This is a genomic window from Comamonas sp. NyZ500 (assembly GCF_016772095.1).
GTDB classification, from domain to species: Bacteria; Pseudomonadota; Gammaproteobacteria; order Burkholderiales; family Burkholderiaceae_C; genus Comamonas; species Comamonas thiooxydans.
This window is the reverse complement of sequence record NZ_JAEIJE010000010.1, coordinates 128,991-152,868: the sequence shown is the minus strand read 5'-3', so window position 1 is coordinate 152,868 and position 23,878 is coordinate 128,991. Positions and strand designations below refer to the sequence as shown.

26 protein-coding genes are annotated in these 23,878 nt (G+C 61.6%); 14 read left to right on the top strand and 12 right to left on the bottom strand.

Annotated elements, in window-relative coordinates; all coding sequences use genetic code 11:
- Positions 1 to 89: 89 nt before the first annotated feature.
- The gene (locus tag JAO85_RS16250; protein WP_202788524.1) at positions 90 to 1,034 is read right to left on the bottom strand and encodes a LysR family transcriptional regulator; all 945 of its coding nucleotides are present in this window, start codon (positions 1,032 to 1,034) and stop codon (positions 90 to 92) included.
- Positions 1,035 to 1,149: 115 nt separating this feature from the next.
- On the opposite strand from JAO85_RS16250, the gene JAO85_RS16245 reads away from it, so the two are divergent.
- From JAO85_RS16245 to JAO85_RS16225, 5 genes are all read left to right on the top strand, one after another.
- Positions 1,150 to 2,127: a tripartite tricarboxylate transporter substrate binding protein gene (locus JAO85_RS16245; RefSeq protein WP_012839665.1), complete on the top strand. Its 978-nt coding sequence runs from the start codon at positions 1,150 to 1,152 to the stop codon at positions 2,125 to 2,127.
- 2 nt (positions 2,128 to 2,129) lie between these two features.
- A complete protein-coding gene (locus JAO85_RS16240; protein ID WP_202788523.1) occupies positions 2,130 to 3,179 on the top strand; it encodes a 4-hydroxythreonine-4-phosphate dehydrogenase PdxA in 1,050 nt (349 codons plus the stop codon).
- Positions 3,180 to 3,239: 60 nt separating this feature from the next.
- Positions 3,240 to 4,412, top strand: a complete 1,173-nt coding sequence (locus JAO85_RS16235; protein WP_202788522.1) for an L-rhamnonate dehydratase — start codon at positions 3,240 to 3,242, stop codon at positions 4,410 to 4,412.
- A gap of 11 nt (positions 4,413 to 4,423) precedes the next feature.
- Positions 4,424 to 5,353 carry a dihydrodipicolinate synthase family protein gene (locus tag JAO85_RS16230; RefSeq protein WP_202788521.1) on the top strand — a complete coding sequence of 310 codons (930 nt, stop codon included), beginning with the start codon at positions 4,424 to 4,426 and terminating at the stop codon, positions 5,351 to 5,353.
- Between the two features lie 114 nt (positions 5,354 to 5,467).
- Positions 5,468 to 6,916: an aldehyde dehydrogenase family protein gene (locus JAO85_RS16225; protein ID WP_202788520.1), complete on the top strand. Its 1,449-nt coding sequence runs from the start codon at positions 5,468 to 5,470 to the stop codon at positions 6,914 to 6,916.
- 82 nt (positions 6,917 to 6,998) lie between these two features.
- Here JAO85_RS16225 and JAO85_RS16220 read toward each other — a convergent pair whose 3' ends face one another.
- On the bottom strand, positions 6,999 to 7,211 hold the full coding sequence (locus JAO85_RS16220) for a hypothetical protein (RefSeq protein WP_003066698.1): 213 nt from the start codon (positions 7,209 to 7,211) through the stop codon (positions 6,999 to 7,001).
- 238 nt (positions 7,212 to 7,449) lie between these two features.
- On the opposite strand from JAO85_RS16220, the gene JAO85_RS16215 reads away from it, so the two are divergent.
- Entirely contained in the window at positions 7,450 to 8,454 is a 1,005-nt protein-coding gene (locus JAO85_RS16215) for a 2-dehydropantoate 2-reductase (RefSeq protein WP_202788519.1), read from the top strand.
- 42 nt (positions 8,455 to 8,496) lie between these two features.
- Positions 8,497 to 8,871 (top strand): divalent-cation tolerance protein CutA, encoded by a 375-nt coding sequence (gene cutA / locus JAO85_RS16210; RefSeq protein WP_003066702.1) that lies wholly within the window; start codon positions 8,497 to 8,499, stop codon positions 8,869 to 8,871.
- 107 nt (positions 8,872 to 8,978) lie between these two features.
- On the opposite strand, the gene ftsY is transcribed toward cutA, so the two are convergent.
- Positions 8,979 to 10,136: a signal recognition particle-docking protein FtsY gene (gene ftsY, locus JAO85_RS16205; protein WP_202788518.1), complete on the bottom strand. Its 1,158-nt coding sequence runs from the start codon at positions 10,134 to 10,136 to the stop codon at positions 8,979 to 8,981.
- 64 nt (positions 10,137 to 10,200) lie between these two features.
- Between ftsY and JAO85_RS16200 the strand changes: the two genes are divergently transcribed.
- The 4 genes from JAO85_RS16200 to coaD all read left to right on the top strand — a co-directional run bounded on the left by JAO85_RS16200 (position 10,201) and on the right by coaD (position 14,366).
- The gene (locus tag JAO85_RS16200; RefSeq protein WP_202788537.1) at positions 10,201 to 11,634 is read left to right on the top strand and encodes a pitrilysin family protein; all 1,434 of its coding nucleotides are present in this window, start codon (positions 10,201 to 10,203) and stop codon (positions 11,632 to 11,634) included.
- 17 nt (positions 11,635 to 11,651) lie between these two features.
- The gene (locus JAO85_RS16195; protein ID WP_202788517.1) at positions 11,652 to 13,004 is read left to right on the top strand and encodes a pitrilysin family protein; all 1,353 of its coding nucleotides are present in this window, start codon (positions 11,652 to 11,654) and stop codon (positions 13,002 to 13,004) included.
- Complete coding sequence (rsmD, locus tag JAO85_RS16190) at positions 13,001 to 13,711, top strand: 16S rRNA (guanine(966)-N(2))-methyltransferase RsmD (RefSeq protein ID WP_003066710.1); 711 nt, start codon at positions 13,001 to 13,003, stop codon at positions 13,709 to 13,711. Before JAO85_RS16195 ends, rsmD begins: the two co-directional genes overlap by 4 nt.
- 160 nt (positions 13,712 to 13,871) lie before the next feature.
- Positions 13,872 to 14,366 (top strand): pantetheine-phosphate adenylyltransferase, encoded by a 495-nt coding sequence (gene coaD / locus JAO85_RS16185; RefSeq protein ID WP_003066712.1) that lies wholly within the window; start codon positions 13,872 to 13,874, stop codon positions 14,364 to 14,366.
- A gap of 4 nt (positions 14,367 to 14,370) precedes the next feature.
- On the opposite strand, the gene JAO85_RS16180 is transcribed toward coaD, so the two are convergent.
- The 5 genes from JAO85_RS16180 to JAO85_RS16160 form a co-directional block, all read right to left on the bottom strand.
- Positions 14,371 to 15,426, bottom strand: a complete 1,056-nt coding sequence (locus JAO85_RS16180) for a putative zinc-binding metallopeptidase (protein ID WP_202788516.1) — start codon at positions 15,424 to 15,426, stop codon at positions 14,371 to 14,373.
- Between the two features lie 112 nt (positions 15,427 to 15,538).
- The gene (locus JAO85_RS16175; protein WP_202788515.1) at positions 15,539 to 15,859 is read right to left on the bottom strand and encodes a BON domain-containing protein; all 321 of its coding nucleotides are present in this window, start codon (positions 15,857 to 15,859) and stop codon (positions 15,539 to 15,541) included.
- A 69-nt stretch (positions 15,860 to 15,928) separates the two neighbouring features.
- A complete protein-coding gene (locus JAO85_RS16170; protein WP_012839654.1) occupies positions 15,929 to 16,471 on the bottom strand; it encodes a hypothetical protein in 543 nt (180 codons plus the stop codon).
- Between the two features lie 161 nt (positions 16,472 to 16,632).
- On the bottom strand, positions 16,633 to 16,794 hold the full coding sequence (locus JAO85_RS16165) for a DUF1328 domain-containing protein (RefSeq protein ID WP_003051882.1): 162 nt from the start codon (positions 16,792 to 16,794) through the stop codon (positions 16,633 to 16,635).
- Positions 16,795 to 16,952: 158 nt separating this feature from the next.
- Positions 16,953 to 18,302 (bottom strand): CHASE3 domain-containing protein, encoded by a 1,350-nt coding sequence (locus tag JAO85_RS16160; RefSeq protein ID WP_003066721.1) that lies wholly within the window; start codon positions 18,300 to 18,302, stop codon positions 16,953 to 16,955.
- A 133-nt stretch (positions 18,303 to 18,435) separates the two neighbouring features.
- Between JAO85_RS16160 and JAO85_RS16155 the strand changes: the two genes are divergently transcribed.
- The gene (locus tag JAO85_RS16155) at positions 18,436 to 19,068 is read left to right on the top strand and encodes a response regulator transcription factor (RefSeq protein WP_003051886.1); all 633 of its coding nucleotides are present in this window, start codon (positions 18,436 to 18,438) and stop codon (positions 19,066 to 19,068) included.
- A 53-nt stretch (positions 19,069 to 19,121) separates the two neighbouring features.
- On the opposite strand, the gene JAO85_RS16150 is transcribed toward JAO85_RS16155, so the two are convergent.
- From JAO85_RS16150 to gpmA, 4 genes are all read right to left on the bottom strand, one after another.
- The gene (locus JAO85_RS16150) at positions 19,122 to 19,502 is read right to left on the bottom strand and encodes a response regulator (protein WP_003066723.1); all 381 of its coding nucleotides are present in this window, start codon (positions 19,500 to 19,502) and stop codon (positions 19,122 to 19,124) included.
- 106 nt (positions 19,503 to 19,608) lie between these two features.
- Positions 19,609 to 20,376 carry a HesA/MoeB/ThiF family protein gene (locus tag JAO85_RS16145; RefSeq protein WP_003066727.1) on the bottom strand — a complete coding sequence of 256 codons (768 nt, stop codon included), beginning with the start codon at positions 20,374 to 20,376 and terminating at the stop codon, positions 19,609 to 19,611.
- Between the two features lie 75 nt (positions 20,377 to 20,451).
- On the bottom strand, positions 20,452 to 21,963 hold the full coding sequence (locus tag JAO85_RS16140; RefSeq protein ID WP_003066730.1) for a S41 family peptidase: 1,512 nt from the start codon (positions 21,961 to 21,963) through the stop codon (positions 20,452 to 20,454).
- Between the two features lie 131 nt (positions 21,964 to 22,094).
- Complete coding sequence (gene gpmA, locus JAO85_RS16135) at positions 22,095 to 22,838, bottom strand: 2,3-diphosphoglycerate-dependent phosphoglycerate mutase (RefSeq protein ID WP_003066733.1); 744 nt, start codon at positions 22,836 to 22,838, stop codon at positions 22,095 to 22,097.
- A gap of 285 nt (positions 22,839 to 23,123) precedes the next feature.
- Between gpmA and JAO85_RS16130 the strand changes: the two genes are divergently transcribed.
- Both JAO85_RS16130 and grxC read left to right on the top strand, forming a co-directional pair.
- On the top strand, positions 23,124 to 23,531 hold the full coding sequence (locus JAO85_RS16130; protein WP_003066735.1) for a rhodanese-like domain-containing protein: 408 nt from the start codon (positions 23,124 to 23,126) through the stop codon (positions 23,529 to 23,531).
- A 72-nt stretch (positions 23,532 to 23,603) separates the two neighbouring features.
- The gene (gene grxC, locus JAO85_RS16125) at positions 23,604 to 23,861 is read left to right on the top strand and encodes a glutaredoxin 3 (protein WP_003066738.1); all 258 of its coding nucleotides are present in this window, start codon (positions 23,604 to 23,606) and stop codon (positions 23,859 to 23,861) included.
- Positions 23,862 to 23,878 lie beyond the last annotated feature (17 nt).

Sequence of the window (23,878 nt, the reverse complement as noted above, 5' to 3'; positions counted from 1 at the left end):
GCGGCGGACGGTTTTTAGCACTCCGGGCTAAATTCTGACTGGCCCGATCAGTGCGAAAAAATCGACTTTGAGCGAACGGTCGACGCTGTTTAGGCAGCCGTACGTTGATGGTGCAGCAGATCCAGGAACATCTGTGCCGATCGGCTGATAGGCCTATCCTTGCGTACCAGGCTGCCATAAGCCTCCAGGCTGCGCCTTGTCTGATACGGCAGGATATGCAGCATGCCATGGGCGGCATGAAGGTCCGCCACCGTACGCGGAATCACTCCCACCATGTTCGAGTTTCGCACCAGATTGATGGTGGTGAGTATGGAGCCAGTTTCGATCAGGCCGCGTGGCAGCGGCAGACTGTGCTCGCGGAATTCCTGCTCTATCAAGCTGCGCATGGGGCTGCCAGGCGGCTGCATGACCCAACCATACCCTTGCAAAGCCTGCAGGGCGGGGCGCTGCAGCGACAGCAGAGGATGTCCCTCGCACACGATGAAGGCCAGTTGCTCGTCATCGATGGCGCGAAAGCTGCAATCGCTGCCGGCTTCATTGGTCATGCGCCCGACGACCACCTCCAGCACCCCTTCACGCAACTGGGCCAGCAAGCGATCACTGGTATCCACGGCCACTTCCAGCTCCAGCAGGGGCAGCTGCTTTTTCAGCTCCAGCAAGGCCTGGGTGAGCCGCCCGGGCGATGCGGCCATGATGCTGCCCACGGCCAGCCGTCCCGAGCTTCCCTGGCGCAGCTCACCCAGTTCACGATTCAGGGCCTCGATATTGCCGCGCAGCGAACGGAAATATTCCAGCACCCGCTCTCCGGCTGCATTGCGCTGCAGCCGCCGGCCCACGCGCTCGAACAGCGGCTGACCCAGGGCGTCTTCGAGCTCCTGCAGCATCTTGGTGGCGGCAGGCTGGGTCAGGCCGAGCTCGGCCGCTGCCGCGCGCAAGGTCTGGCGCTCGTCGATGGCCAGTATCAAGGCCACCTGGCGCATGCGCAGCCGGTTCAGCAACTGTGGCGTGTTGTCGCGCTTGTCTATCGATCCCATGGCATGGCTTCTTATTGCTTCAGGTTATCGATTAATCAATAACTTTCAATTTACGCATATCAGCGCCTTCCCTAGCATCGGGCTGCGATGAAATAAAAAAGCCAAGGAGACAAATGTGCAAAGACGTCATCTACTTTCCATAGCCGCTGTGTGCGGCGCCGCCGTGCTGCCCTGGCAGGCCCAGGCCCAGGACTCTGCGAACTGGCCCGTCAAGCCCGTGCGCATGCTGGTGGGGTCAGCGCCCGGAGGCGGCACCGATGCCATGGCCCGCGCCGTGGCCGACAGGCTGGGGCCGCTGCTCAAGCAGCCGGTGATCGTGGAGAACCGGCCCGGCGTCTCCAACACGCTGGCCGTAGACATGACGGCCAAGTCCACGGACGGCCACACCATGGTCATGGGCGTGGTCACAGCCCATGCCATCGCACCGCATCTGCTCAAACTCGGCTACGACAACAACCGGGACCTGGTTCCCGTGGCCTTTGTCGGCTCCGTGCCCAATGTGCTGGTGGTGGGCAACTCCGTTGCCGCCAACACGGTGGCGGAGCTGGTGGCCATGGCTAGGAAGAATCCCAATCAGATCAATTTCGCCAGCAGTGGAACGGGCAGCACCCAGCATATCGCTGCCGAGGTGTTCAAGGATGCCGCAGGCATTCAGATCACCCATGTACCCTACAAGGGCAGCGCCGCGGCCCTGGTCGATCTGGTCAGCGGCCAGGTGCAGATGAGCTTCGACACCATGCCCTCGGTCATAGGCCAGATCAAGGCCGGCAAGCTGCGTGCTCTGGCGGTCACTTCGCCCCAGCGCAACCCTCAGCTGCCCCAGGTGCCGACCATGGCCGAAGCGGGTCTGCGCGACGTGGAAATCAGCGCCTGGTACGGCATCTACATGCCCGCCTCCACGCCCAAGGCGGTTCAGCAGAAAGTGCATGACGAGGTCAACAAGGTCATCTCCATGCCCGAGACCAAGACCCGCCTCGAAGCCGTGGGTGCCGAGCTGCGGCCCATGCCCCAGGCCGACTTCGGCAGTTTTCACCTCGCCGAGTACAAGCGCTTCGGCGACATCATTCGCAAGAACAACATCAAGCTGGACTGAGCATGAGCAAGGCTTCTCTTCCCGTTGTCGCCCTGACCCTGGGCGATCCTTCTGGCATCGGCGCCGAACTGATTGCGCGTTTGCTGGCCAGGCCGCAAGCCACCGAGCAGGCGAACCTGGTGCTGATAGGCGATCCCTGGCTCTGGGAGCAAGGCCAGCGCATCGCCGGACTGCAGGTTGCAACGGTTCCGCTGGCCGGCCTGTCCGCTGCGCGCGAGCGTGCCGATACACGGCTGCCGGCCTTTGTGGCCGTGGACACGGTCGCCCAGGCCGATGTGGTGCCGGGGCAGGTGGGGGCGGCGGGCGGCCGCTCGGTGCTGCAGGTGCTTGACCAATGCATGGATGCGGCCCTGGCCGGTGATATCGATGCCATCTGCTTTGCGCCCTTGAACAAGCAGGCCATGAAGCTGGGCGGCCTGCGCCACGAGGACGAGCTGCACCACTTTGCCGAGTACCTGGGCGTGACCGGATACTTCTGCGAGTTCAACACGCTGGGTGATCTCTGGACCTCGCGCATTTCCTCGCATGTACCCCTCAAGGATGTGGCCAGCTACCTGAGCGTGGAGCGCATCAGCCAGGCGGCCGAGCTGATCTACAAGGCCTTGCGCGCCAGCGGCCTGGCTGCTCCCAAGGTGGCGATTGCCGGATTCAACCCGCACAACGGCGACGGCGGCACCTGCGGCCGCGAGGAAATCGACATCATCGGGCCCGCAGTCCAGGCCCTGCAGGCGCGCGACTGGCCCAGCGATGCGCCGTTCCACGGCCCGTTTCCGGCCGACACCATCTTCCTCAAGGCCCAGGCCGGCGAGTACCAGGCCATCGTGACCATGTACCACGACCAGGGCCAGATAGCCATCAAGCTGCTGGGCTTCTCGCGCGGGGTGACGGTGCAGGGCGGCCTGCCGATTCCCCTCACCACGCCGGCCCACGGCACGGCCTACGACATCGCAGGCCAGGGCAAGGCCAATGTGGAAGCCACCTGGCAGGCGCTGCAGATTGCCGCACGCATGGGGGCCGCGCACCGTGATCGCCAGGCTGCCCCAGCCGTCTGAGCCCGTTTTCCGGGCGGCCTGGGCCGCCTGTCCTACTCACTCCTTTCTTCCGAGGTCTGTATGAAGATCAAGTCCGTCCGCGCCCGTGTCTTTGAATGGAAGGGCAAGACCGTTCCGCCCCAGGGCAACTTCTGCTCCAACGCCATGGATCTGGTGTACTCCAACACCGAGTCCATGAGCACCTTCCGCTTCCATTCGTGGACCGTGGTCGAGATCGAAACCGATGACGGCATCATCGGCCTGGGCAACGTGGCCCTGGCGCCCAAGATCGCCAAGGCCATCATCGACGAGTACCTGGCGCCCCTGGTCATCGGTCAGGACCCCTGGGACTACGAATACCTGTGGCAGCGCATGTACCGTGCCACCCATGCCTGGGGCCGCAAGGGCGTGACCATGGCCGCCATCTCGGCCGTTGACCTGGCCATCTGGGACATCCTGGGCAAGAGCGTGAACAAGCCCGTGTTCAAGCTGCTGGGCGGGCGCACCAAGGAAAAGATTCCTTGCTATTACAGCAAGCTCTACCGCACCGACCTCAAAGAGATGCAGGCGGAAGCCCAGAAATTCCTGGATCAGGGCTTCAAGTCCTTCAAGATGCGCTTCGGCTACGGGCCCGCCCATCTGCAGGAGGGTGTAAAGGAGAACCTCAAGTCCGTCGAGGCCATCCGTGAAGTGATCGGCTACGACACCGACCTGATGCTGGAGTGCTATATGGGCTGGAACCTGGAGTACGCCAAGCGAATGCTGCCCAAGCTCGCCAGGTTCGAGCCGCGCTGGCTGGAAGAGCCCGTGATCGCCGACGACATCGACGGCTACGCCGAGCTGAACGCCATGAACATCATCCCCATCTCGGGCGGCGAGCACGAGTTTTCGATCTACGGCTTCAAGCAGCTGCTGGACAGGAAGGCCGTCTCCGTCGTGCAGTACGACACCAACCGCGTAGGCGGCATCACGGCGGCGCACAAGATCAATGCCCTGTGCGAAGCCTATTCCGTGCCCGTGATTCCGCATGCCGGCCAGATGCACAACTACCACCTGACCATGAGCACGCTGGCCTCGCCCATGGCCGAGTACTTCCCCATCTTCGACGTGGAAGTCGGCAACGAGCTGTTCTGGTACATCTTCGACGGCGAACCGGTGGCCGACAACGGCTTCCTGCAGCTGCGCGACGACGTGCCGGGCCTGGGCCTCACGCTCAAGACCGAGTACCTCGACCAGTTCCACATCATCGAGTAAGGAGCCGCAGCATGCCCGGACTCTCCAATCCCCGTTACCGGGGCATCTTCCCCGTCGTGCCCACCACCTTTCACGAGGACGGCAGGCTGGACCTCGCCAGCCAGAAGCGCTGCCTCGACTTCATGATCGACTCGGGCGTGGACGGCCTGTGCATCCTGGCCAACTTCTCCGAGCAGTTCCTGGTCTCGGACGAGGAGCGCGAAACCCTCACGCGCACGGCACTGGAGCATGTGGCCGGCCGTGTGCCCGTGATCGTGACCACCACGCACACCAGTACCAAGATCTGCGCCGAACGCAGCCGCCGCGCACAGGACATGGGCGCGGCCATGGTGATGGTGATGCCGCCCTACCACGGCGCCACCTTCCGCTTCGGCGAATCCCAGGTGCAGGCCTTCTACCAGGGCGTGTCCGATGCGATAGACATTCCCATCATGGTCCAGGACGCACCAGCCGCAGGCACGCCGCTGTCGCCCGCCTTTCTGGCCCGCATGGCGCGCGAGATAGCGCAGGTCAGCTACTTCAAGATGGAAACCGCCGGTGCGGCGGGCAAGCTGCGCGAGCTGATCGCACTGGGCGGCGAAGCCATCGAAGGCCCGTGGGACGGCGAGGAAGCCATCACCCTGCTTGCCGACCTGGAGGCCGGCGCGACAGGCGCCATGACCGGCGGCGGCTTCGCCGATGGCATCCGCCCCATCATCGAGGCGCACCGCGCTGGCGACAAGGACAAGGCCTTTGCCGAGTACCAGCGCTGGCTGCCGCTGATCAACCACGAGAACCGCCAGGCCGGTTTTCTGGCCGCCAAGGCGCTGATGAAGGAAGGCGGCGTGATCGCCTGCGATGCGCCGCGCTCGCCCTGGCCGCCCATGCACCCCGAGGTGCGCCGCCAGCTCATCGACATCGCACGCCGGCTGGATCCGCTGGTGCTGCGCTGGGCCCGTTGAATCGACTATGAATACAGGAGCTGGTTACGCTTTTTGATTCAGGAATTCAGATGCTTTTCATGCTGAGATCTATGAATAACAGGCGCAGCAAGCTCCTCTATCAAGAGCATATCCATGACCCCACATCTCAACCTGATCAACGGCCAGTGGACGGCTGCTGACAGTTATTGCCCCAACACCAATCCCAGCGATCTGTCCGATCTGATCGGCGCGTACGCCCAGGGTGGCGCATCCGACGTGCAGGCCGCCGTGTCTGCTGCCGCTGCCGCGTTTCCGGCCTGGTCCACCTCGGGCATCCAGGCGCGCTCCGACGCCCTGGACAAGATAGGCACGGAGATCCTGGCGCGTAAGGCGGAGCTGGGCGAGCTGCTGGCGCGCGAAGAAGGCAAGACCCTGCCCGAAGCCATTGGCGAAGTCGGCCGCGCGGGCCAGATCTTCAAGTTCTTTGCGGGTGAATGCCTGCGCCTGAGCGGCGAGACCCTGCCTTCGGTGCGTCCCAGCATCGGCGTGGAGATCACGCGCGAGCCCATAGGCGTGGTCGGTCTGATCACGCCCTGGAACTTCCCCATCGCCATCCCGGCCTGGAAGATCGCCCCGGCCCTGGCCTTCGGCAACTGCGTGGTCTTGAAGCCCGCCGATCTAGTGCCCGGCAGTGCCTGGGCCCTGGCCGACATCATCCACCGCTCGGGCATCCCCGCCGGTGTGTTCAACCTGGTCATGGGCCGAGGCCGCGTGATCGGCGAAGCCTTGGTGAACCATGCCGATGTGGCGGCCATCAGTTTCACGGGCTCGGTGGGCGTGGGCCGCGGCATTGCCGAAGCCTGCGTCAAAAGCGGCAAGAAGGTGCAGCTGGAAATGGGCGGCAAGAACCCCCAGATCGTGCTCGACGATGCCGATCTCGCCCAGGCCGTGGAGCTGTCGACCCAGAGCGGCTTTTACTCCACGGGCCAGCGCTGCACGGCATCGAGCCGCCTCATCGTCACCGACAAGATCTACCCGGCCTTCATCGAGGCCCTGCAGGCGCGCATGGCCAAGATCAAGGTCGGTGACGCACGCGCCGCTGGCACCGACATGGGCCCCGTGGTCAGCCAGGCCCAGCTGGAGCAGGATCTGAGCTATGTGGAAATCGCCAAGGCCGAAGGCGCGCGCCTGGCCGCCGGCGGCGCCCGCGTGGCCTGCCACACGGGCAGCGGCAAGCAGGGCTACTACATGGCGCCCACGCTGTTTGTGGACAGCGAAGCCGGCATGCGCATCAACCGTGAGGAAGTCTTCGGCCCCGTGGCCAGCGTGATCCGCGTCAAGGACTACGAAGAGGCCCTGGCCGTGTCCAACGACACGCCGTTCGGCCTGTCGGCCGGCATTGCCACCACCAGCCTCAAGTACGCCACGCACTTCAAGCGCCACAGCCAGGCAGGCATGGTCATGGTCAATCTGCCCACGGCGGGCGTGGACTATCACGTGCCGTTTGGCGGTCGCAAGGGCTCAAGCTACGGCCCGCGCGAGCAGGGCCGCTATGCCCAGGAGTTCTACACCACGGTGAAGACGGCCTATACGCTGGCCTGATGCGCTGGCTTGAGCGAGATCGTTGATTGTTGCTTCTCTTTTGCCGGGCCTTGGGCCCGGTTTTCATTCGGGGGGCCGCTCTTTAACCCAGCAGCGCCGCCCTGATGGTCTTGACACCGTCGGCGTTGTCCCAGACCCCTTCTTCCAGCGCGTCGTGAATGGTCTTGTCCAGCGCGGCGGCCAGCTGCTCGCGTGTCTGGGCAGCCTGGGGGCTGGCGTCCAGCACGATGCGCAAGGCGGTGGCCAGTGCCGTGATCTGGGCTGTGAGATTGACGACGGTGGTGTTGGAACTCATGAATCGGTCCTTGAAAATGCGATGAACAGGGCAGCGGGCATGGTGCGCAGTGCGGGGTCTCCAGCTGTCAACGGCCTTCAGTGTCGCGCGGGTGGATACTGCTGTTAACGTATCAACAATGAGCAGCGGCCGCGAAGATCTCGTCTGGTTTCAAGGGCGAAAAGTCTTCAGATGCTTTACGGTAAAGCACCGGCAGCTACTGTTTTTGAGAGTTCTATAAGACAGGAGAGACAAGAGCATGAGTCTGAAGAGAGTCTGTATCTACGGTGCCGGAGCCATTGGCGGCTGGCTTGGCGTGGCATTGGCCAGGGCCGGCTGCGAGCTGAGCGCCGTGGCGCGGGGCCAGACGCTGGCTGCGCTGCAGCACAACGGCCTGACGCTGGTGCATGGAGATGAGCGCGAGACCGTGGCCGTCAATGCGCAGCAGGACCCGGCTGCGCTGGGCGTGCAGGATGTGGTGGTGATTGCCGTCAAGGCGCCGTCCATGCCCGATGTGGCGCGTGCCGTCGCACCGCTGCTCGGCCCGCAGACCCTGGTTCTGACCGCCATGAACGGCGTGCCCTGGTGGTTTCTGGCCGGTGGCGTGGATGCCAGCCTGCGCGGTCTGCAGCTCAGGGCCGTGGATCCGCAGGGCGAGATCGCGCGCGCCATTCCCACCGGACAGGTGCTGGGATCGGTGGTGCATGCCAGCTGCTCGCTCGACGCTCCCGGCGTGGTGCGCCGGCATTTCGGCAACAGCCTCATCGTCGGCGAGCCCACGGCCCAGTCCGGCGATGCGCCCACGCCGCGCCTGCTGGCGCTGGCCGAGCTACTGCGTGCGGGTGGTCTCGAGGTCAGGCTCAGCGACAACATCCAGCGCGACGCTTGGTACAAGCTCTGGGGCAATATGACCATGAACCCCGTCAGTGCGATCACGGGCGCGACCACGGACAGGATTCTGGGCGATGAGTTGGTGCGCAACTTCATCACGGCCGTGATGCTGGAAGCCCGCGAAATCGGCGCGCGCATCGGCCTGCCGATTGCCGACAGTCCGCAGGACCGCCATCAGGTCACGCTCAAGCTGGGCGGCTTCAAGACCTCCATGCTCCAGGATGTGGAAGCCGGCAAGCCGGTGGAGCTGGATGCCCTGGTGGGCGCTGTGCGCGAGATGGGCGCCATGTGTGGCATGACCACTCCGTTCACCGATGCGCTGCTGGGACTGACGCGGCTGCGCGCGCAGCAGCTGGGTCTGTATCCGGTGTAAGGCGGTGGCGGGCAGGGCGCTCTTGGGCCTAGACTAGATGGCATGAGCACCACATCTACCCAGACCGCCACTCTCAAGTCCGCTCCTGCGCAGGACAGCCATTGGGCCACGCTGTGCGTGGTGACGACGACCGTGGGGCATTCGGCCGAGGCCGAGGACATGGCGCGGGCGTTGGTCTCGGCCAAGGCTGCGGCCTGCGTGCAGACCGAGCGCATCACCTCGTATTACGAGTGGGACGGCGTGCTGCAGACCGCTCCCGAATGGCGTTTGATCTGCAAGACTTTGCCCGAGGCCCTGCCGCGGCTGACGCAGCTGCTGCGCAGTCATCACAGCTATGAAGTGCCCCAGATCACCATGCGCACCGAGCGCTGCCTCAACGACTATGCCAAATGGCTCAAGCAGCAGGTGCAGCTCTGAAGCCTGAATAAAAAAGGAGCGCCTTGCGCGCTCCTTCATTAGGTTTCAGTACTCAATCTATCTGAAAACTTGATAGATAAAGCGCTGGCAGCTATGGTTTTTGTGCTTCAGGACAGCAGGGCCTGGGCGAACTCGCGTGCGCTGAAGGTTTCCAGATCCTCGATCTTCTCGCCCACGCCGATGAAGTAGACAGGCACGGGGCGCTCCTGCGCAATCGCGGCCAGCACGCCGCCCTTGGCCGTGCCGTCGAGCTTGGTGACGATCAGGCCCGTGAGTTGCAGCGCGTCATCGAAGGCGCGCACCTGGGTCAGCGCGTTCTGGCCCGTATTGCCGTCAATCACCAGCAGGACCTCGTGCGGCGCCGTGCCGTCGGCCTTGCTCACCACGCGCTTGATCTTCTTGAGCTCTTCCATCAGATGCAGCTGCGTGGGCAGGCGTCCGGCCGTATCGACCAGCACCACATCCTTTTTGCGTGCCTTGCCGGCGGAGACGGCATCGAAGCTCACGGCGGCGGGGTCGCCACCGTCCTGGCTGATGATCTCCACGGTGTTGCGATTGGCCCAGACGCCCAGCTGCTCGCGCGCGGCGGCGCGGAAGGTGTCGGCGGCGGCCAGCAGCACGGACTGCTCGCTGTCGGCCAGATGCTTGGTCAGCTTGCCGATGGAGGTGGTCTTGCCCGCACCGTTGACGCCGGCCACCATGATGACGGTCGGTGTGTGCTCGCCGATGGTCAGCGGCTTTTCCAGGGGCCTCAGCAAATCGGTCAGCGCATCGGCCAGCAGCGCCTTGACGGCGGCAGGCTCGGTGGTCTTGGTTTCCTTGACGCGGCGCTTCAGGTCTTCGAGCAGGTGCTGGGTGGCCTTGACGCCGGTGTCGGCCATCAGCAGCGCGTCTTCCAGCTCTTCATAGAGCCGGTCGTCGATCTGCGTGCCGGTAAAGACGGTGGCGATGCTGGAGCCGGTCTTGCGCAGACCGGCTTTCAGCCGTTCCATCCAGTTTTGACGGGAATTTGGGGCTTGCGGCTTTGCTGTAGGCTCGGGGGCTGCTACAAAATCCTGAGTGGCAGGCTGATCTTCGGCGGCCTTGGCCGTCGCGCCGCCACCAAAGGGCTTGCGCCACCAGGAGCTGCTGCCGTTTTCGGCAGGCGTATCCTGTGGAGCGGGCCCGGTTTGCGGGGCAGGAGCGGGCGCCGCGGCTGCCTCGGCAGCGGGCGTGGTGTTCACTGCATCGGGTGAACTGGGCTTTTTCTTGAAAAAACTGAACATTGGCGGGTTTTTAGAATCGCATCATTCTATGAAACATGTACGCGCACTCCCTGTACTGGGCTTAATGGCCTGTTTGAGCGCTGGGGCAGCCTTGGCTGCGCCGGGCGCATCGTCGCAACCTGTGCCTGCTGCCGCCACGGCGGCCGCGCCGCAAGTGCAGCAGTTCACACTGAAGAACGGCATGCAGCTGATCGTGCAGCCCGACCGGCGCGCGCCCACGGCCGTGCACATGGTCTGGGTACGCGTAGGCTCCATGGACGAGGTCGACGGCACCACGGGCGTGGCCCATGCGCTGGAGCACATGATGTTCAAGGGCTCCAAAAGCGTCAAGCCCGGAGACTTCTCGCGTCGCGTGGCGGCGCTGGGCGGCCAGGAAAACGCATTCACCTGGCGTGACTACACGGGGTACTACCAGCAGATTCCGTCCAGCCGTCTGGAAGACGTGATGAAGCTGGAGTCCGACCGTTTTGCCAACAACCAGTGGCCGGACTCCGAATTCAAGAAGGAAATCGAGGTCATCAAGGAAGAGCGCCGCATGCGCACCGACGACCAGCCGCGCGCCATGCTGATGGAGCAACTGATGGCGGCCACCTTCATGGCCTCGCCCTATCGCCGCCCCGTGGTGGGCTGGATGAGCGATCTGAACTCCATGACGCCCGGCGATGTGCGCGACTTCCACAAGCGCTGGTATGTGCCGTCCAATGCCGCCGTGGTCGTGGTCGGGGACGTGAACGTCAACCAGGTGCGTGCCTGGGCCGAGAAGTATTACGGCAGCATTCCCGCGCGAGCCCTGCCGCAGCGCAAGCCGCAGACCGAACCCAGCCAGATCGGCGTGCGCCGCATCGAGGTCAAGCAGCCGGCCGAGCAGGCTTTTATCGCCATGGCCTATCGCACGCCCACCCTGAAGAGCGTGGACAAGCTGCAGGCCGAGGACAAGGAAGCGCTGGCGCTGCTGGTGCTGTCCGCCGTGCTGGACGGTTATGACGGCGCTCGCCTGGAGCGTGCCCTGGTGCAGGGCGAAGGCCAGGCCAACGGCCGTGTGGCCGACAGTGCCGGCAGCTCGGCCAACATCATGGGGCGCGGGCCCAGCCTGTTCATGCTGACCGGCGTGCCGGCCCAGGGCAAGACCGTGGCCGATGTGGAGGCTGCGCTGCGTGCCCAGATCAAGAAGGTGGCTGATGAGGGCGTGCAGGCCGATGAACTGGAGCGCGTCAAGACGCAGTGGATGGCCTCCAACGTCTATGAGCGTGATTCCGTCATGGGCCAGGCCCAGAACCTGGGCAATTACTGGATTCAGAACATGCCGCTGGATGCCGAGGACAAGCTGCTGGCCGAGTTGCAGAAAGTCACCTCCGACGATGTGAAGGCCGTGGCCGCCAAATATTTTGGCGACGACCAGCTCACTGTCGGCACCCTGGTGCCTCAGCCTCTGCCGGCGGGTAGCAAGCCCCAACGTCCCATGTCGGGCAAGGCGGATGCAGACAAATCCATGCACTGAGCGCAGCGGAGAAACCTATGAAAACTATGAAAAAGATAGCTGCTAGCGCCTTTGTAGTAAGCGCTGGAATGGGTTTTTTAACCCAATCTGCCTGGGCCTTGTTGCCGATAGAGCATTGGACCCAGCCCAGTGGCGCCCAGGTCTGGCTGGTACAAAGTCCCGGCATTCCCATGGTGGATGTGCAGGTGGACTTCGACGCCGGCAGCCGCCGTGATCCCGAGGACAAGGTAGGTCTGGCGACAGCCGTGGCCATGATGTCCTCCAAGGGCATCAAGGCGGCAGGCGATGCGCCTGCGCTGGATGAAAATGGCCTGGGTCAGGCCTGGGCCGACCTGGGCGCCAGTTTTGGCGCCAGTGCGGGGCGTGACAGCTTCAGCTACGGCCTGCGCACTCTGACCGAGCCCAATCTGCAGCAAAAGGCCGTGGCCCTGGCGGCACGCCAGATTGCCTCGCCAAGCTGGCCGGAAGCCGTGTGGCAGCGTGACCGCGAGCGCTGGAGCGCGTCCATCAAGGAAGCCGATACGCGTCCCGGCACCGTGGCCTCCAAGGCCTTCCGCAAGGCCGTGTTCGGCAACTCGCCCTATGGCTATCAGACCTCGGTCGACAGCCTGGGCCGGATCGATGTTTCGGCCATGCAGGACTTTCACCGCAAGCTGATTGCCGCCTGCCGCGCCAAGGTCAGCGTGGTGGGGGCGGTCAATCGCCAGCAGGCCGATGCCATGGTCAAGCAGTTGCTGGGGCCGCTGCAGGCCACCAATGGCAACGACTGCCCGCCGCTGCCTGCCGTGGCCAAGGTGCAGGACCTGCAGCAAGCCAAGGTCGAGAACATTCCGTTCGAGTCGGCCCAGGCCCAGGTGCTGATCGGCCAGCCCGGCATTGCGCGCAACAACCCCGATTTTCTCGCCGTGATGGTGGGCAACCATATTCTGGGTGGCGGTGGCTTCACCTCGCGGCTGATGGAAGAGGTGCGTGAAAAGCGGGGCCTGACCTACGGTGTCTCCAGCGACTTCTCACCGGGTCTGGATCGCGGCGCCTTCATCATCGGCCTGCAGACCCGGCCCGATCAGGCGGCCGAGGCACTCAAGGTCTCGCAGGACGTGTTGCGCAAATTCATAGCCGAAGGTCCTAGCGACAAGGAACTCAAGGCGGCCAAGGACAATCTGATAGGCGGCTTTGCCTTGCGCATAGACAGCAACCGCAAGCTGCTGGGCAATGTGGCCAATATTGCCTGGAATGGCCTGCCGCTCGATTATCTGGAGCACTGGACCGATCGCGTTCAGGCTCTGACCACCAAGGACGTGAAGGAGGCGATGCAGCGCATGGTCCAGCCCGAGCGCATGGTCACCATCACTCTCGGAGCCAAGCCATGAGCCGCAGCGCCATCAAGCTACACACCCCGGCAGGCCGCAAGGCGCTGGACAAGATGATTCACGAGTCCGAGCGCAAGGCGCAGGAGCTGGCGGCCAGCCGTCCGGCCCGCCCCGGAGCCAAGGCTGCCCAGCCCGCTGCAGCCAAGCCGGCCGCCACGGGGGCCGGTGAAATCCGCATCATCGGCGGGCAATGGCGTCGCACGCGCCTGGTCGTGGCGCAAAAGCCCGGTCTGCGGCCCACGCCCGATCGCGTGCGCGAGACCCTGTTCAACTGGCTGGGCCAGGACTTGAGCAACTGGAAATGCGTCGATGCCTTCTCGGGCACCGGGGCACTGGGTTTCGAAGCCGCATCGCGCGGCGCGACCAGCGTCATCATGAACGAGCAGGATGCCGCCCTGGTGCAGCAGCTGCAGCGTCTGCAGCAAAAGCTCGATGCCAGGATGGTCAAGGTGCAGCGCGGCGATGCGCTGAGCTGCCTGAAGACCGTGGCGGGCCAGGATCTGATTTTGCTGGACCCGCCATTCGGCCAGACCGAGCTGTTCGAGCCCGCGCTCAAGGCGGCCATCGCGGCCTTGAACGACGGCGGTTTCATTTACCTGGAAGCTCCCGAAGCCTGGGCCGAAGAGCGCCTGCTGGAAATGGGACTGGAGCTGCATCGCTATCTGAAGGCCGGCGCCGTCCATGCGCATCTGCTGAAGAAGCAGTAGACCTTTGCTATTGAACCGGGAGCTGCAGGCGCTTTGATCAGATGCGTCAGCAGCTCTTTTTTGTATGGGGCAGCGCTGTGCAGGCCTGAATGCATAATCTCTTTACGCTGCACTGCAGCAGCCCTCACCCTCATCAAGACCCGCAGGAGAGAGATAAGCCATGAGCCAGGACCTGATTGCTGTTTACCCCGGAACCTTTGACCCGATCACCCTGGGGCATGAAGATGTGGTGCGCCGGGCTGCACAGCTGTTTGGCAAGGTCATCGTGGCCGTGGCGGCAGGCCATCACAAAAAGACGCTGTTTTCGCTGGAGGAGCGCATTGCCATGGTGCGCGAGTCCTGTGCCAATTATCCTCAGGTGGAGGTGGAGAGCTTTGACGGGCTGCTCGCGCATTTTGTGCTCGCGCGCGGCGCCAAGGCCATGGTGCGCGGCCTGCGTGCGGTGACGGACTTCGACTATGAGTTCCAGCTTGCCGGCATGAACCGCACGCTGATGCCCGAGGTGGAAACCGTGTTCCTCACGCCCAGCGATCGCTATCAGTTCATCAGCTCCACCTTTGTGCGCGAGATTGCCACGCTCAATGGCGATGTGGACAAGTTTGTCTCCAAGGGCGTGCATGAGCGCCTGATGCTCAAGGTCGGCCGCAAGGCCTGAGCTTTCAGCCTCCCTGGCTAGTCGCCCTGCTGCGATAGCTGCTGATGGTTTCGTGGACAAAGCGCAGCTTGTCCCAGGCCGGGCCGGAAATGGCAAACGGATAGGCATCGCCATGGCCGAGGCTGCGATTCAGGCTGTTGTGCAGCAGGGTCAGCGGCACCCACTGGGACTGCATCACCGAAAAATCGGGTGGCACCGGCCCCAGCGGGTTTTGAATGAGTTGCTGGCCCGTGCTGGGGATGTCCGGCACGGTAATGCAGGTGCCGTAGCTGGCAGCGGTCTCCAGCAAGTCCACCATGTGCAGATAGTGAGCCCAGGTTTCGGCCCAGTCCTCCCAGGGGTGTGAGGTGGCATAGGCGCTGATGAACTGACCGCGCCAGCTGTTGTCCAGAGGGTCCTTGCCGTAGTGGCGCTGCAGGGCCTGGGCATAGTCCTGATTCTCATAGCCAAACAATGCCCTGAAGCGCTCCAGATGCTCGCTGTTAGCTATCAGCTGATCCCAGTAGAAATGTCCCGATTCGTGACGCAGATGTCCTATCAGCGTGCGATAGGGCTCGTGCAAGGCCTGGCGGCGTTTGGCACGTTCATCGTCGTCTGCCTCGACCACGTTGAGCGTGATCATGCCGCTGGCGTGGCCGGTCATGACGGGATTCTGGCCGGGCAGGTCTGCGAGCAGGGAAAAGCGCGGCTCGGCCACGCGGTGTCCATGAGGGTCCAGCAGGCCCAGCCTGGCCAGGGTGTAGAACAGCCTGCGCTTGGCGACCTCGATCTTGGCCCAGCGCAGCTCATTGGCGGGATCGCTGCCGTCCGGCAGCCATTCGGTCTGTCGGCAGGAAACGCAGAGCGGCTGCGGGTCTGAGGCCTCTATCGCAAAATTGCACAGGCTGATGTTGTGTCGGTGGGCGCAGGCGCGGTAGCGTACTTCGTGGCCCCCGGCCGGGGGCAGAATGCCGACGCGCAACTGGTCGGGCAGAAAGGCCTGGCTTGCTCCGCAATGCACGCATTGCAGGCTTTCAAAATAGATCAGGTGGCCGCAGGCCTCGCAGTTGAAAACTTGCATGCGGACACTTTAATGGCGAAGTCAGCGACCCGGTTGTAGGAAAAAACAAAGCCAGCTCAAAAGCTGGCTTTGGGGCTGGAAGTGCAGCAGGGCTTTGCTTCATGCGGGCAGATCAGGGTCTGACCACGATGCTGTTGCGCACTTCGCGCACATGCTTGGTCGTGCGGGCAATTTCGCCGGCACGGGCCTTTTCTGCTTCGGATTTGGCAAAGCCCGACAACTGCACGGTGCCGTTCATGGTTTCCACGCTGATGGCGGTTGCAGAGACATTCTTGTCTTCGGCCATCTTGGCCTTCACCGCAGTGGTGATGCCGGCGTCGTCCACATAGGAGCCCACAGTCTGCTGGTCACGAGCCACCGAGCAGCCCGTGGTTGCCAGCACGGTCGTTGCGGCGACCAGACTGAAAGCCAAAGCGCGAGTCAGATTCTTCATATGGTTCTCCCTTGGTTTTGAAAAGGCGCAAAGAACGCTTGCGAAAAACGGCTCAGAGTGAATTCCTGCTCACTTCCTGCGCGAGCGGCCCAGAAAGAAGGCCGTCGCCAGAGCCGCCCCGGTCGCCGCGGCGATCAGCACGGAACGCCCAGGTTGTTCGGACACATACTTGGTGGTCGCATCCGCTGCGGTGTTGAACTGACGGCGTGCGCGGTGCGAGCTGTCGGCCCAGAAGTTGATACTGCGCTCGGCCAGATCCTGAGCGCGGTTGGCAAGGTTGTCGATCAGCGGGTTTTCGCTGTCGTCGATATTGCGCATATGACGCCCCGTGGAGTCGATGGCCTCGGAGGCTGTGCGCCGTGCGCGGCGTGCGGCGTCATAAACCTTGTCGGCGACGTCCTCTGCCACATCCTGAGCCTCATTCACCATTTTCTGGGCGGCCTGCTTGCCGGAGTCCGCTGCATCTTCTGCGGCATCGGCTACCTTGTGGGCCACATTCTGGGCGGATTGGGCGGCATGCTTTGCCGAGTCCTTGGCATCGGCAGCCAGCTCCTTGGCTGCGTCCTTGAGATCTTCAACCGTGTCCTTGGCGTCTTTTACGGCTTGGCTCATTGTTTGGAACTCCCTGAAATCTAGAAATTATCGTGACAGCGTGAAGTAACGCCAGTCTTCGTAACCCGGCCTATCGGAGGCAGAAGCTGAGAGCGATCATGGCGAATACTGGTGGTTTGTGCAATGTGCAGGAACAAAGTTCTACACATTTGGCGCCAGTGCTATTTCTTCACGAGGCCCATCAGGAAGGTGATGACGGCCATGACCAGAAACACGAAAAACAGAATCTTGGCGATACCTACGGCGCTGGCCGCGATGCCACCGAAGCCGAACACTGCAGCGATCAAGGCAATCACCAGAAAGACAATGGCGTAGTGCAACATGGTTTTCTCCTATCGAATGCAGGCCGACAGGCATTGCCGTGCGGCCATGTATTGAATGTAGAGAACTGAGCAGCCCAAGCTTGACGGTGAGCTTCTGTCACCAGGGTCGGGGTATTTAGGGACAGTCATGTAGGACTGCGTTGACATGTGCGCCCAGTTCAGGTGCTTGCCATTGTCAAAGGAATGACTGCCGAGATCGTGGTTCCCTTGCCGAGCTGGGATGCCACGGTAAGCCTGCCGCCGACAGCTTCAACACGGTGTTTCATGCCTGCCAGTCCATGGGAGTTGGGGCGCATGCTGGCCGTCTCGAAGCCTTGGCCATCGTCCTGGATCTGCACGGCCACATAGGTGGGATAGTTGTGCACCGTGACGATGACATGGCTGGCCCTGGCGTATTTCCCGATGTTGGTGAGCGACTCCTGTACGACGCGATAGACCGTCAGCTGCGTGGATTCAGGCAGGTCCACTTGCTCCAGGCTGCATTCCACCTCGATGTTGCTGCGTTCACCGAATTCCCGGGTCAGGATTTCCAGCGCGGTGGTCAGGCCCAGGTTGGAGAGAGAAGAGGGGCGGAGGTCTTCAATGATGCGGCGTTTGAGTGCAATCCCGCTGTTGAGCGTCTCGATCAGATGGGTGATGCGTTCGGAGACGTCGGGTGTCGAGGTGTCGATCTTGGACTTGAGGCGCGCAACGTCCAGTTTCGCGGCGGTCAGCAGCGAGCCCAGTTCATCGTGCAACTCGCGTGCCAAGTGCGCTCGCTCATCCTCGCGTACCTGCTGCAAATGGGTTGCCAGCTCGGTGAGGGCCGCTGTGCGGTCGCGAACGACTTCCTCCAGACGATTGCGTTCATCGCGCTGAATCTCCTGCTCGCGCTGATGTGAGTGCTGCAACGCATTGGCCTGTCGCAGATACATGAAGAAGCCCAGAATCCCCAGAGCGGTCACTGTCGCAATTCCCAGGCGTGACAGACCCAGCGTTTGTTCGATATCCGCGAGATTGGACTTGACGCGCTGATCGATGCTGTCCATCAGGGTCTTGATATGGCCCCGTATGGCATCCATGTTTTCCATGCCTACGTCGGTAAACATCACAAAGCGCCACGCTTCATCGTTGCCCTGGCGATAAAGGCGCAGGCTCAGCTCCATTTCGCTGGTCTTGCGCTCGACCTGGCGGGCCAGCGGAGTAAAGGTTGCCAGCTCCTTGGGGTCCATGATGAAGATGCCGCGCAGGTCATCCATGCTGCTGCTGATAGCGGCGGAGGCAGAGTTATAGGGCTCGAGATAGCGCTCCTCTCCTGTCAGCAGGTAGCCGCGCAGGCCGGTTTCCGCATCCAGCATTTGCTGCATCAGCAAATTGAGCTTGGCTCTGGTGGCTTGCGTCTTGGTGAGTGTGTCCAGAGCCTGCAACGAGCGCTTATAGCCTGCTTCATTAATGCTTACCATTAAGACTGCCGCAATGACTGCGATCGTCAGGCTGACTGCAATTTTGCGGATATTGGTCCAACGCATCTACATCCTCTCACCTACAAGGCAATTACCTGATATTCTGCATAACCGTAGCGTCAACGACTGACATCATAGTGCGGGTCTTAAAATGTGATGCGCCCTGGAGATGAGCGCAGTTTCATGAAAAGAGGTGTTCATGATAAAAGTAGGCATAGTGGATGACCATGCGATTGTTCGCTCGGGATTACGCCAATTCCTGTCGGAACATGTAGATCTGAGGGTCGTGGGAGAAGCGGGCAATGGGCGGGAGGCCATTGACTTGGTTCGGGAGCATGAAATTGACGTGCTGTTGATGGACTTGTCCATGCCAGGGCAAAGCGGCATAGATGCCTTGGCAATGCTCAGAGCCAAAGCACCTGATATGGGCATCCTGATACTTAGTGGATACCCTGAGGAGCATTACGCAATCAACTTGATTCGTCAGGGAGCCAGCGGATATCTCAACAAGGAGTGCGATCCCCAGGATATTGCAGAGGCCATCCGCACCGTGGCTCTGGGAAGGCGTTACCTGACGCCGGCGGTGGCCGATCTCCTGGCCCAGCAACTCAACCGCAAGGATGATGTTCCGGCACACGAGCAATTGTCGGAGCGTGAGTTTCAGGTATTCCTGAAGCTTGCGCGCGGCGAGACGGCCGGAGACATTGCCAAATCGCTTTCGTTGAGCGTGAAAACAGTGAGCACTTACCGGACAAGACTCATGGAAAAAATGGGCCTTTCCTCAAATAGCGATCTGACATACTATGCGTTGAAAAATCGATTGATCGATTAATGAAGACTCAAATAAAAGGCTTGAATATTCAAGCCTTTTATTTTGTATTATTTTCAAGATTTACTGGTATTTAAATCAATACAGAAATCGATAAGCGCATCGATTTCGTTGGATTTGTCAAATACGGCATCTGCGCTGAGTTCAAGGCAGCGCTGTCGTATATCGGCGGTCGCGTAATTGCTCAACACGAGCAGCTTTTTCTGCGGTGGTCGATGTTGAAGGCTTGTGACGATGCCGAGACCGCTGCCCTCGCGCAAGAACAGGTCCACGATGACCAGATCCCAGGCGTCAGGGTTGTGGCTGAGCCAGCGTACGGCATCGGCTTCGGTCTCTGCCACCCCCACCGCTTCCACATCGGCAAGCTCCGCCATCGTCGCAATCAGGTTGTCGCGAATCGTGGGATTGTCTTCAACAAAAAAGGTACGCAGTTTCACGACGGTAGCAAGCTGATGAGGTGGACGCCAAGGATCAAGCGGCGAGAGTCATTTCAATTCTCAATGTGGAAAATCAATTACGGCCCATGAAAAAATCATTGTATTGTCATTTTTTGTAATTTGTGTTTGGCGTTCCGCAGATATCACAGGTTTTAACCCTAGCAATTTTCATCCTACTCCACTCCATGGAGCGTGCATCAAGCATTTGAAGTTGTCCGACAGAAGATCGGCCAAAACCGACAATCAGCTTCAGTGCTTCCGCAGCTTGCTGGGTGCCGATTAGTCCAACCAGCGGAGCAAAGACGCCCATGGTTGAGCACTGAACCTCTTCAAATTCAGCCTCTGGCGGAAAGACGCATGCATAGCATGGGCTGTCGGGGTTGCGTGGATCAATGACCATCAGCTGGCCATCGACACGGATGGCAGCTCCTTCGACCAGGGGTACGCCGTGGCGTACGCAAGCGGCATTGATGGCCTGGCGGGTCTTGTAGTTGTCGGTGCAGTCGAGCACGATGCTTGCCTCGGGCAGCAGTTCATCGAGCAGGGTCTCGGTTGCACGCTGCTGGATGCAGCGAATCTCGATCCCGGGATTGATGGCATGTACGGCAGTGCGGATCGATTCCACCTTGGCCATGCCTATGCGCTCGGTCGTGTGGGCAATCTGGCGCTGCAGATTGGTCATGTCCACGACGTCGTTGTCGACAATGGTGATGCGCCCCACACCTGCCGAGCCCAGGTAGAGTGCGGCAGGCGAGCCCAAGCCGCCGGCTCCAATGATCACTGCATGCGCCGCCAGAATGCGCTCCTGGCCTTCGATGCCGATCTCGTCGAGCATGATGTGACGGGAATAGCGTAGCAATTGATCGTCATTCATCGGTTTGCTTCCATGGTTCCAAGAAAAAAGCCGGGCAAGCCCGGCTGATTTTGAGCGGGTTCCATAACCCGGTGCTTATTTTTTGCTCTTGTCGGATTCGCCTTTTTCGGGCGCTTTCTTGTCAGCGGGCTTTTTGTCCGCGGCCGTCGCGTCTCCGGGCTTCTCTTCGATTTTGCGCTCCGTCAGGGTTTTGCTGACCTTGACAGCTTGGCCTTTGAGCTTGTTCAGTGCCTGTTGCAGCTGAAAGTCCTTTTCAGACCCGAATTCCGGCAGGCGGCGTTCGGCGGCTGGCTTCTTGGCTTCCTCTTCCAGGCGTTTGCGCGCTTCCTCACGGGCCTTTTCAAGCGAATCGTTCTTGACCTCCGCACCCTGTCCGCTGGACAAATGCTTTTCAAGGTCTGCTTCACGCATGCTCAGTGCCGCAAACAAATCGCCGTCTGCAGTCTCGTCCACCATCACATCGGGCACGATGCCCTTGGCCTGAATGGATTTGCCGCTAGGCGTGTAGTAGCGCGCCGTCGTCAGTTTGAGAGCCGTATCGGGGCCCAGAGGGCGCACGGTTTGCACCGACCCCTTGCCAAAGGACTGGCTGCCCATGACGGTGGCACGTTTGTGATCTTGCAGGGCTCCGGCCACGATTTCGCTGGCCGAGGCCGAGCCTTCATTGACCAGCACCACCAGAGGCAGCTTTTTCAGGGCTGCAGGCAGGCGTTGCAAGGGGTCGCCAAAACCGCGCTGGGCGTAGAACTCGGGCGATGCCTTGTAGACGGCCTTGCTTTCGGCCAACTGGCCGTTGGTCGAAACCACGGGCACATCGGGTGGCAGGAAGGCCGCAGAGATGGCTACGGCAGCATCCAGCAAACCGCCTGGATCGTTGCGCAGGTCCAGCACCAGTCCCTTGAGATTGGGTTCCTGCTTGTAGATTTCCTCGACCTTGCGGACAAAGTCATCGACGGTGCGTTCCTGGAACTGGCTCAGGCGGATCCAGGCGTAGCCAGGCTCGATCACCTTGCCCTTGACCGATTGGGTCTTGATTTCTTCACGGGTGATGGTGACGGGGAAGCTGCGGCTTTCATCCTTTCGCAGGATGTTCAGGCGCACCTTGGTATTCGGTTCGCCACGCATGCGCTTGACAGCGTCATTGAGCGTCAGGCCCTTGACGGCCGTGTCGTCGATCTTGGTGATCAGGTCGCCGGTCTTGAGACCCGCGCGGAAAGCGGGCGAGCCTTCGATGGGGGAGACGATCTTGATCAGCCCGTCTTCCATGGTGATCTCGATGCCGACGCCAACGAACTTGCCGGAAGTGCCTTCCTTGAATTCTTTGTAGGTTTTCTTGTCGAAGTACTGGGAGTGAGGGTCCAGGCTGGAGACCATGCCGGAGATGGCGTCGGTGATCAGCTTCTTGTCGCTGACCTGCTCCACGTAATCGGTCTTGATCAGGCCGAAGACGGCCGACAACTGCTGGATTTCTTCAAGTGGCAGAGGCGTCACACCCCCGCGAGCCAGCGTCTGCAGGGATACGGTGGTCAACGCACCGGCGACCACGCCCACAGAGATCCAGCCTGCAATTTTGATTTTTTGACCCATAGCACCCCTTAAACCATTCGCAATATACACCTTGGACGGCGGAAGGCCCATGAGGTTCCAAGGCCTTTTGCCGTGTCAGTCCTGTTCAGACTGCGCAAGCGGTCTGAACAGGAACGGTGAAGAGGTCTCTCTCAGGCCTTGCCCTGGGCCGCAACTGCCGCTGCAGCCTTGGCTGCGGCTTCGGCGTCGCCCAGGTAGTAGTGGCGGATGGGCTTGAGGTCGGCGTCCAGCTCATAGACCAGAGGAATGCCGTTGGGCACGTTCACGCCCACGATCTGGTCGTCGGCGATGTTGTCCAGATACTTGATCAGGGCGCGGATGGAGTTGCCGTGTGCGGCCACAACCACCCGTTTTCCGGCCTTGATGGCGGGTGCGATGGACTCGTCCCAGAATGGCACAACGCGGGCCACCGTGTCCTTGAGGCACTCGGTCAGCGGGATCTGCTCGGGCTGCAGCTTGGCGTAGCGCACATCGCTGCGTTCGCTGCGGGGGTCGGTGGCTTCCAGGGCGGGAGGCGGCACGTCGTAGCTGCGGCGCCAGACCAGCACTTGCTCGTCGCCGTACTGCTTGGCCATATCGGCCTTGTTCAGACCTTGCAGACCGCCGTAGTGGCGTTCGTTGAGGCGCCAGCTATGCACCACGGGCAGCCAGGTGCGGTCCATTTCATCCTGCACATGCCACAGGGTACGGATGGCGCGCTTGAGCACGCTGGTATAGGCCACATCGAAGTCATAGCCTTCTGCCTTGAGCAGTTGGCCGGCCTTCTTGGCCTGTTCGACGCCGGTGGCAGTCAGATCCACATCGGTCCAGCCGGTGAAGCGGTTTTCAAGGTTCCAGGTGGATTCACCGTGGCGGATCAGAACGAGCTTGTACATGGATTCTCTCAAAGTAGCAAAGCAGTAATGACACAAAGTCAAAACCGTGCATTTTAGGGGCTGGCCTTTGTCCGGGCTTGAGGCAAGGTAAGCCGATCGCACCCAGCGCTGGCCGCCAAGCTATTCCTGTTGGGCCCTTCGGGGATTGTGAAGAGCACTCACTTGCGGCCTAGGGCGTGTGAACAGAGGGTTTTGGCTTGCGAGAACAGGGGCTGTGGCCCTCTGGCGCGATCCGCCGGCAAGCCTGCCTCTAAAATCGTTCGGTTTGCCATCCCAAGGAATGACGTGAAATTCATCATTGATAACTGGTATTTGATCCTGATTGCCGTGGCTTCGGGTGTGATGCTGCTGCTGCCCGCACTGCGCGGTGCCACAGGCGGCTCGCTGTCGGCAGCGGCTGCGGTGCACCTGATCAACCGCGAAAAAGCCGTGGTGCTGGACGTCTGCGAGCCCGAAGAGTTTGCCGCCGGCCATGTCAACGGAGCCAGGAACCTGCCGCTGAGCCAGTTGGAAGAAAAGCTGCCCACTACCGTCAAGAACAAGCAACTGCCCGTGGTGCTGGTGTGTGCATCGGGCGCCCGTGCCGTGCGTGCCGAAGCGGTGGCCAAGAAGTTGGGTTACGAGAAGGCCCAGGCGCTGGCTGGCGGCATGAAGGCCTGGCGCGATGCCGGCCTGCCGGTTGAAAAAGCCTGATTCGGCCGCAACTGAGAACTGTGACGACTGCAGCACAGCGTGCTGCATTGCAAAAACTACAAGGAAGTGCTCATGCAAGCCGTGAAGATGTACACCACCGCCGTCTGCCCCTATTGCATTCGTGCCAAGCAGATTCTCAAGTCCAAGGGCGTGGATCAGATCGAGGAAGTGCGCATCGATTTCGATACCGCTGCCCGCGATCACATGATGCAGGTCACCGGCCGCCGCACCGTACCCCAGATCTTCATTGGCGATACCCATGTGGGCGGTTGCGACGATCTGATGGCGCTGGATGCCAAGGGCGGTCTGCTGCCCCTGCTGCAAAGCTGATTACATGCCGTGCCACT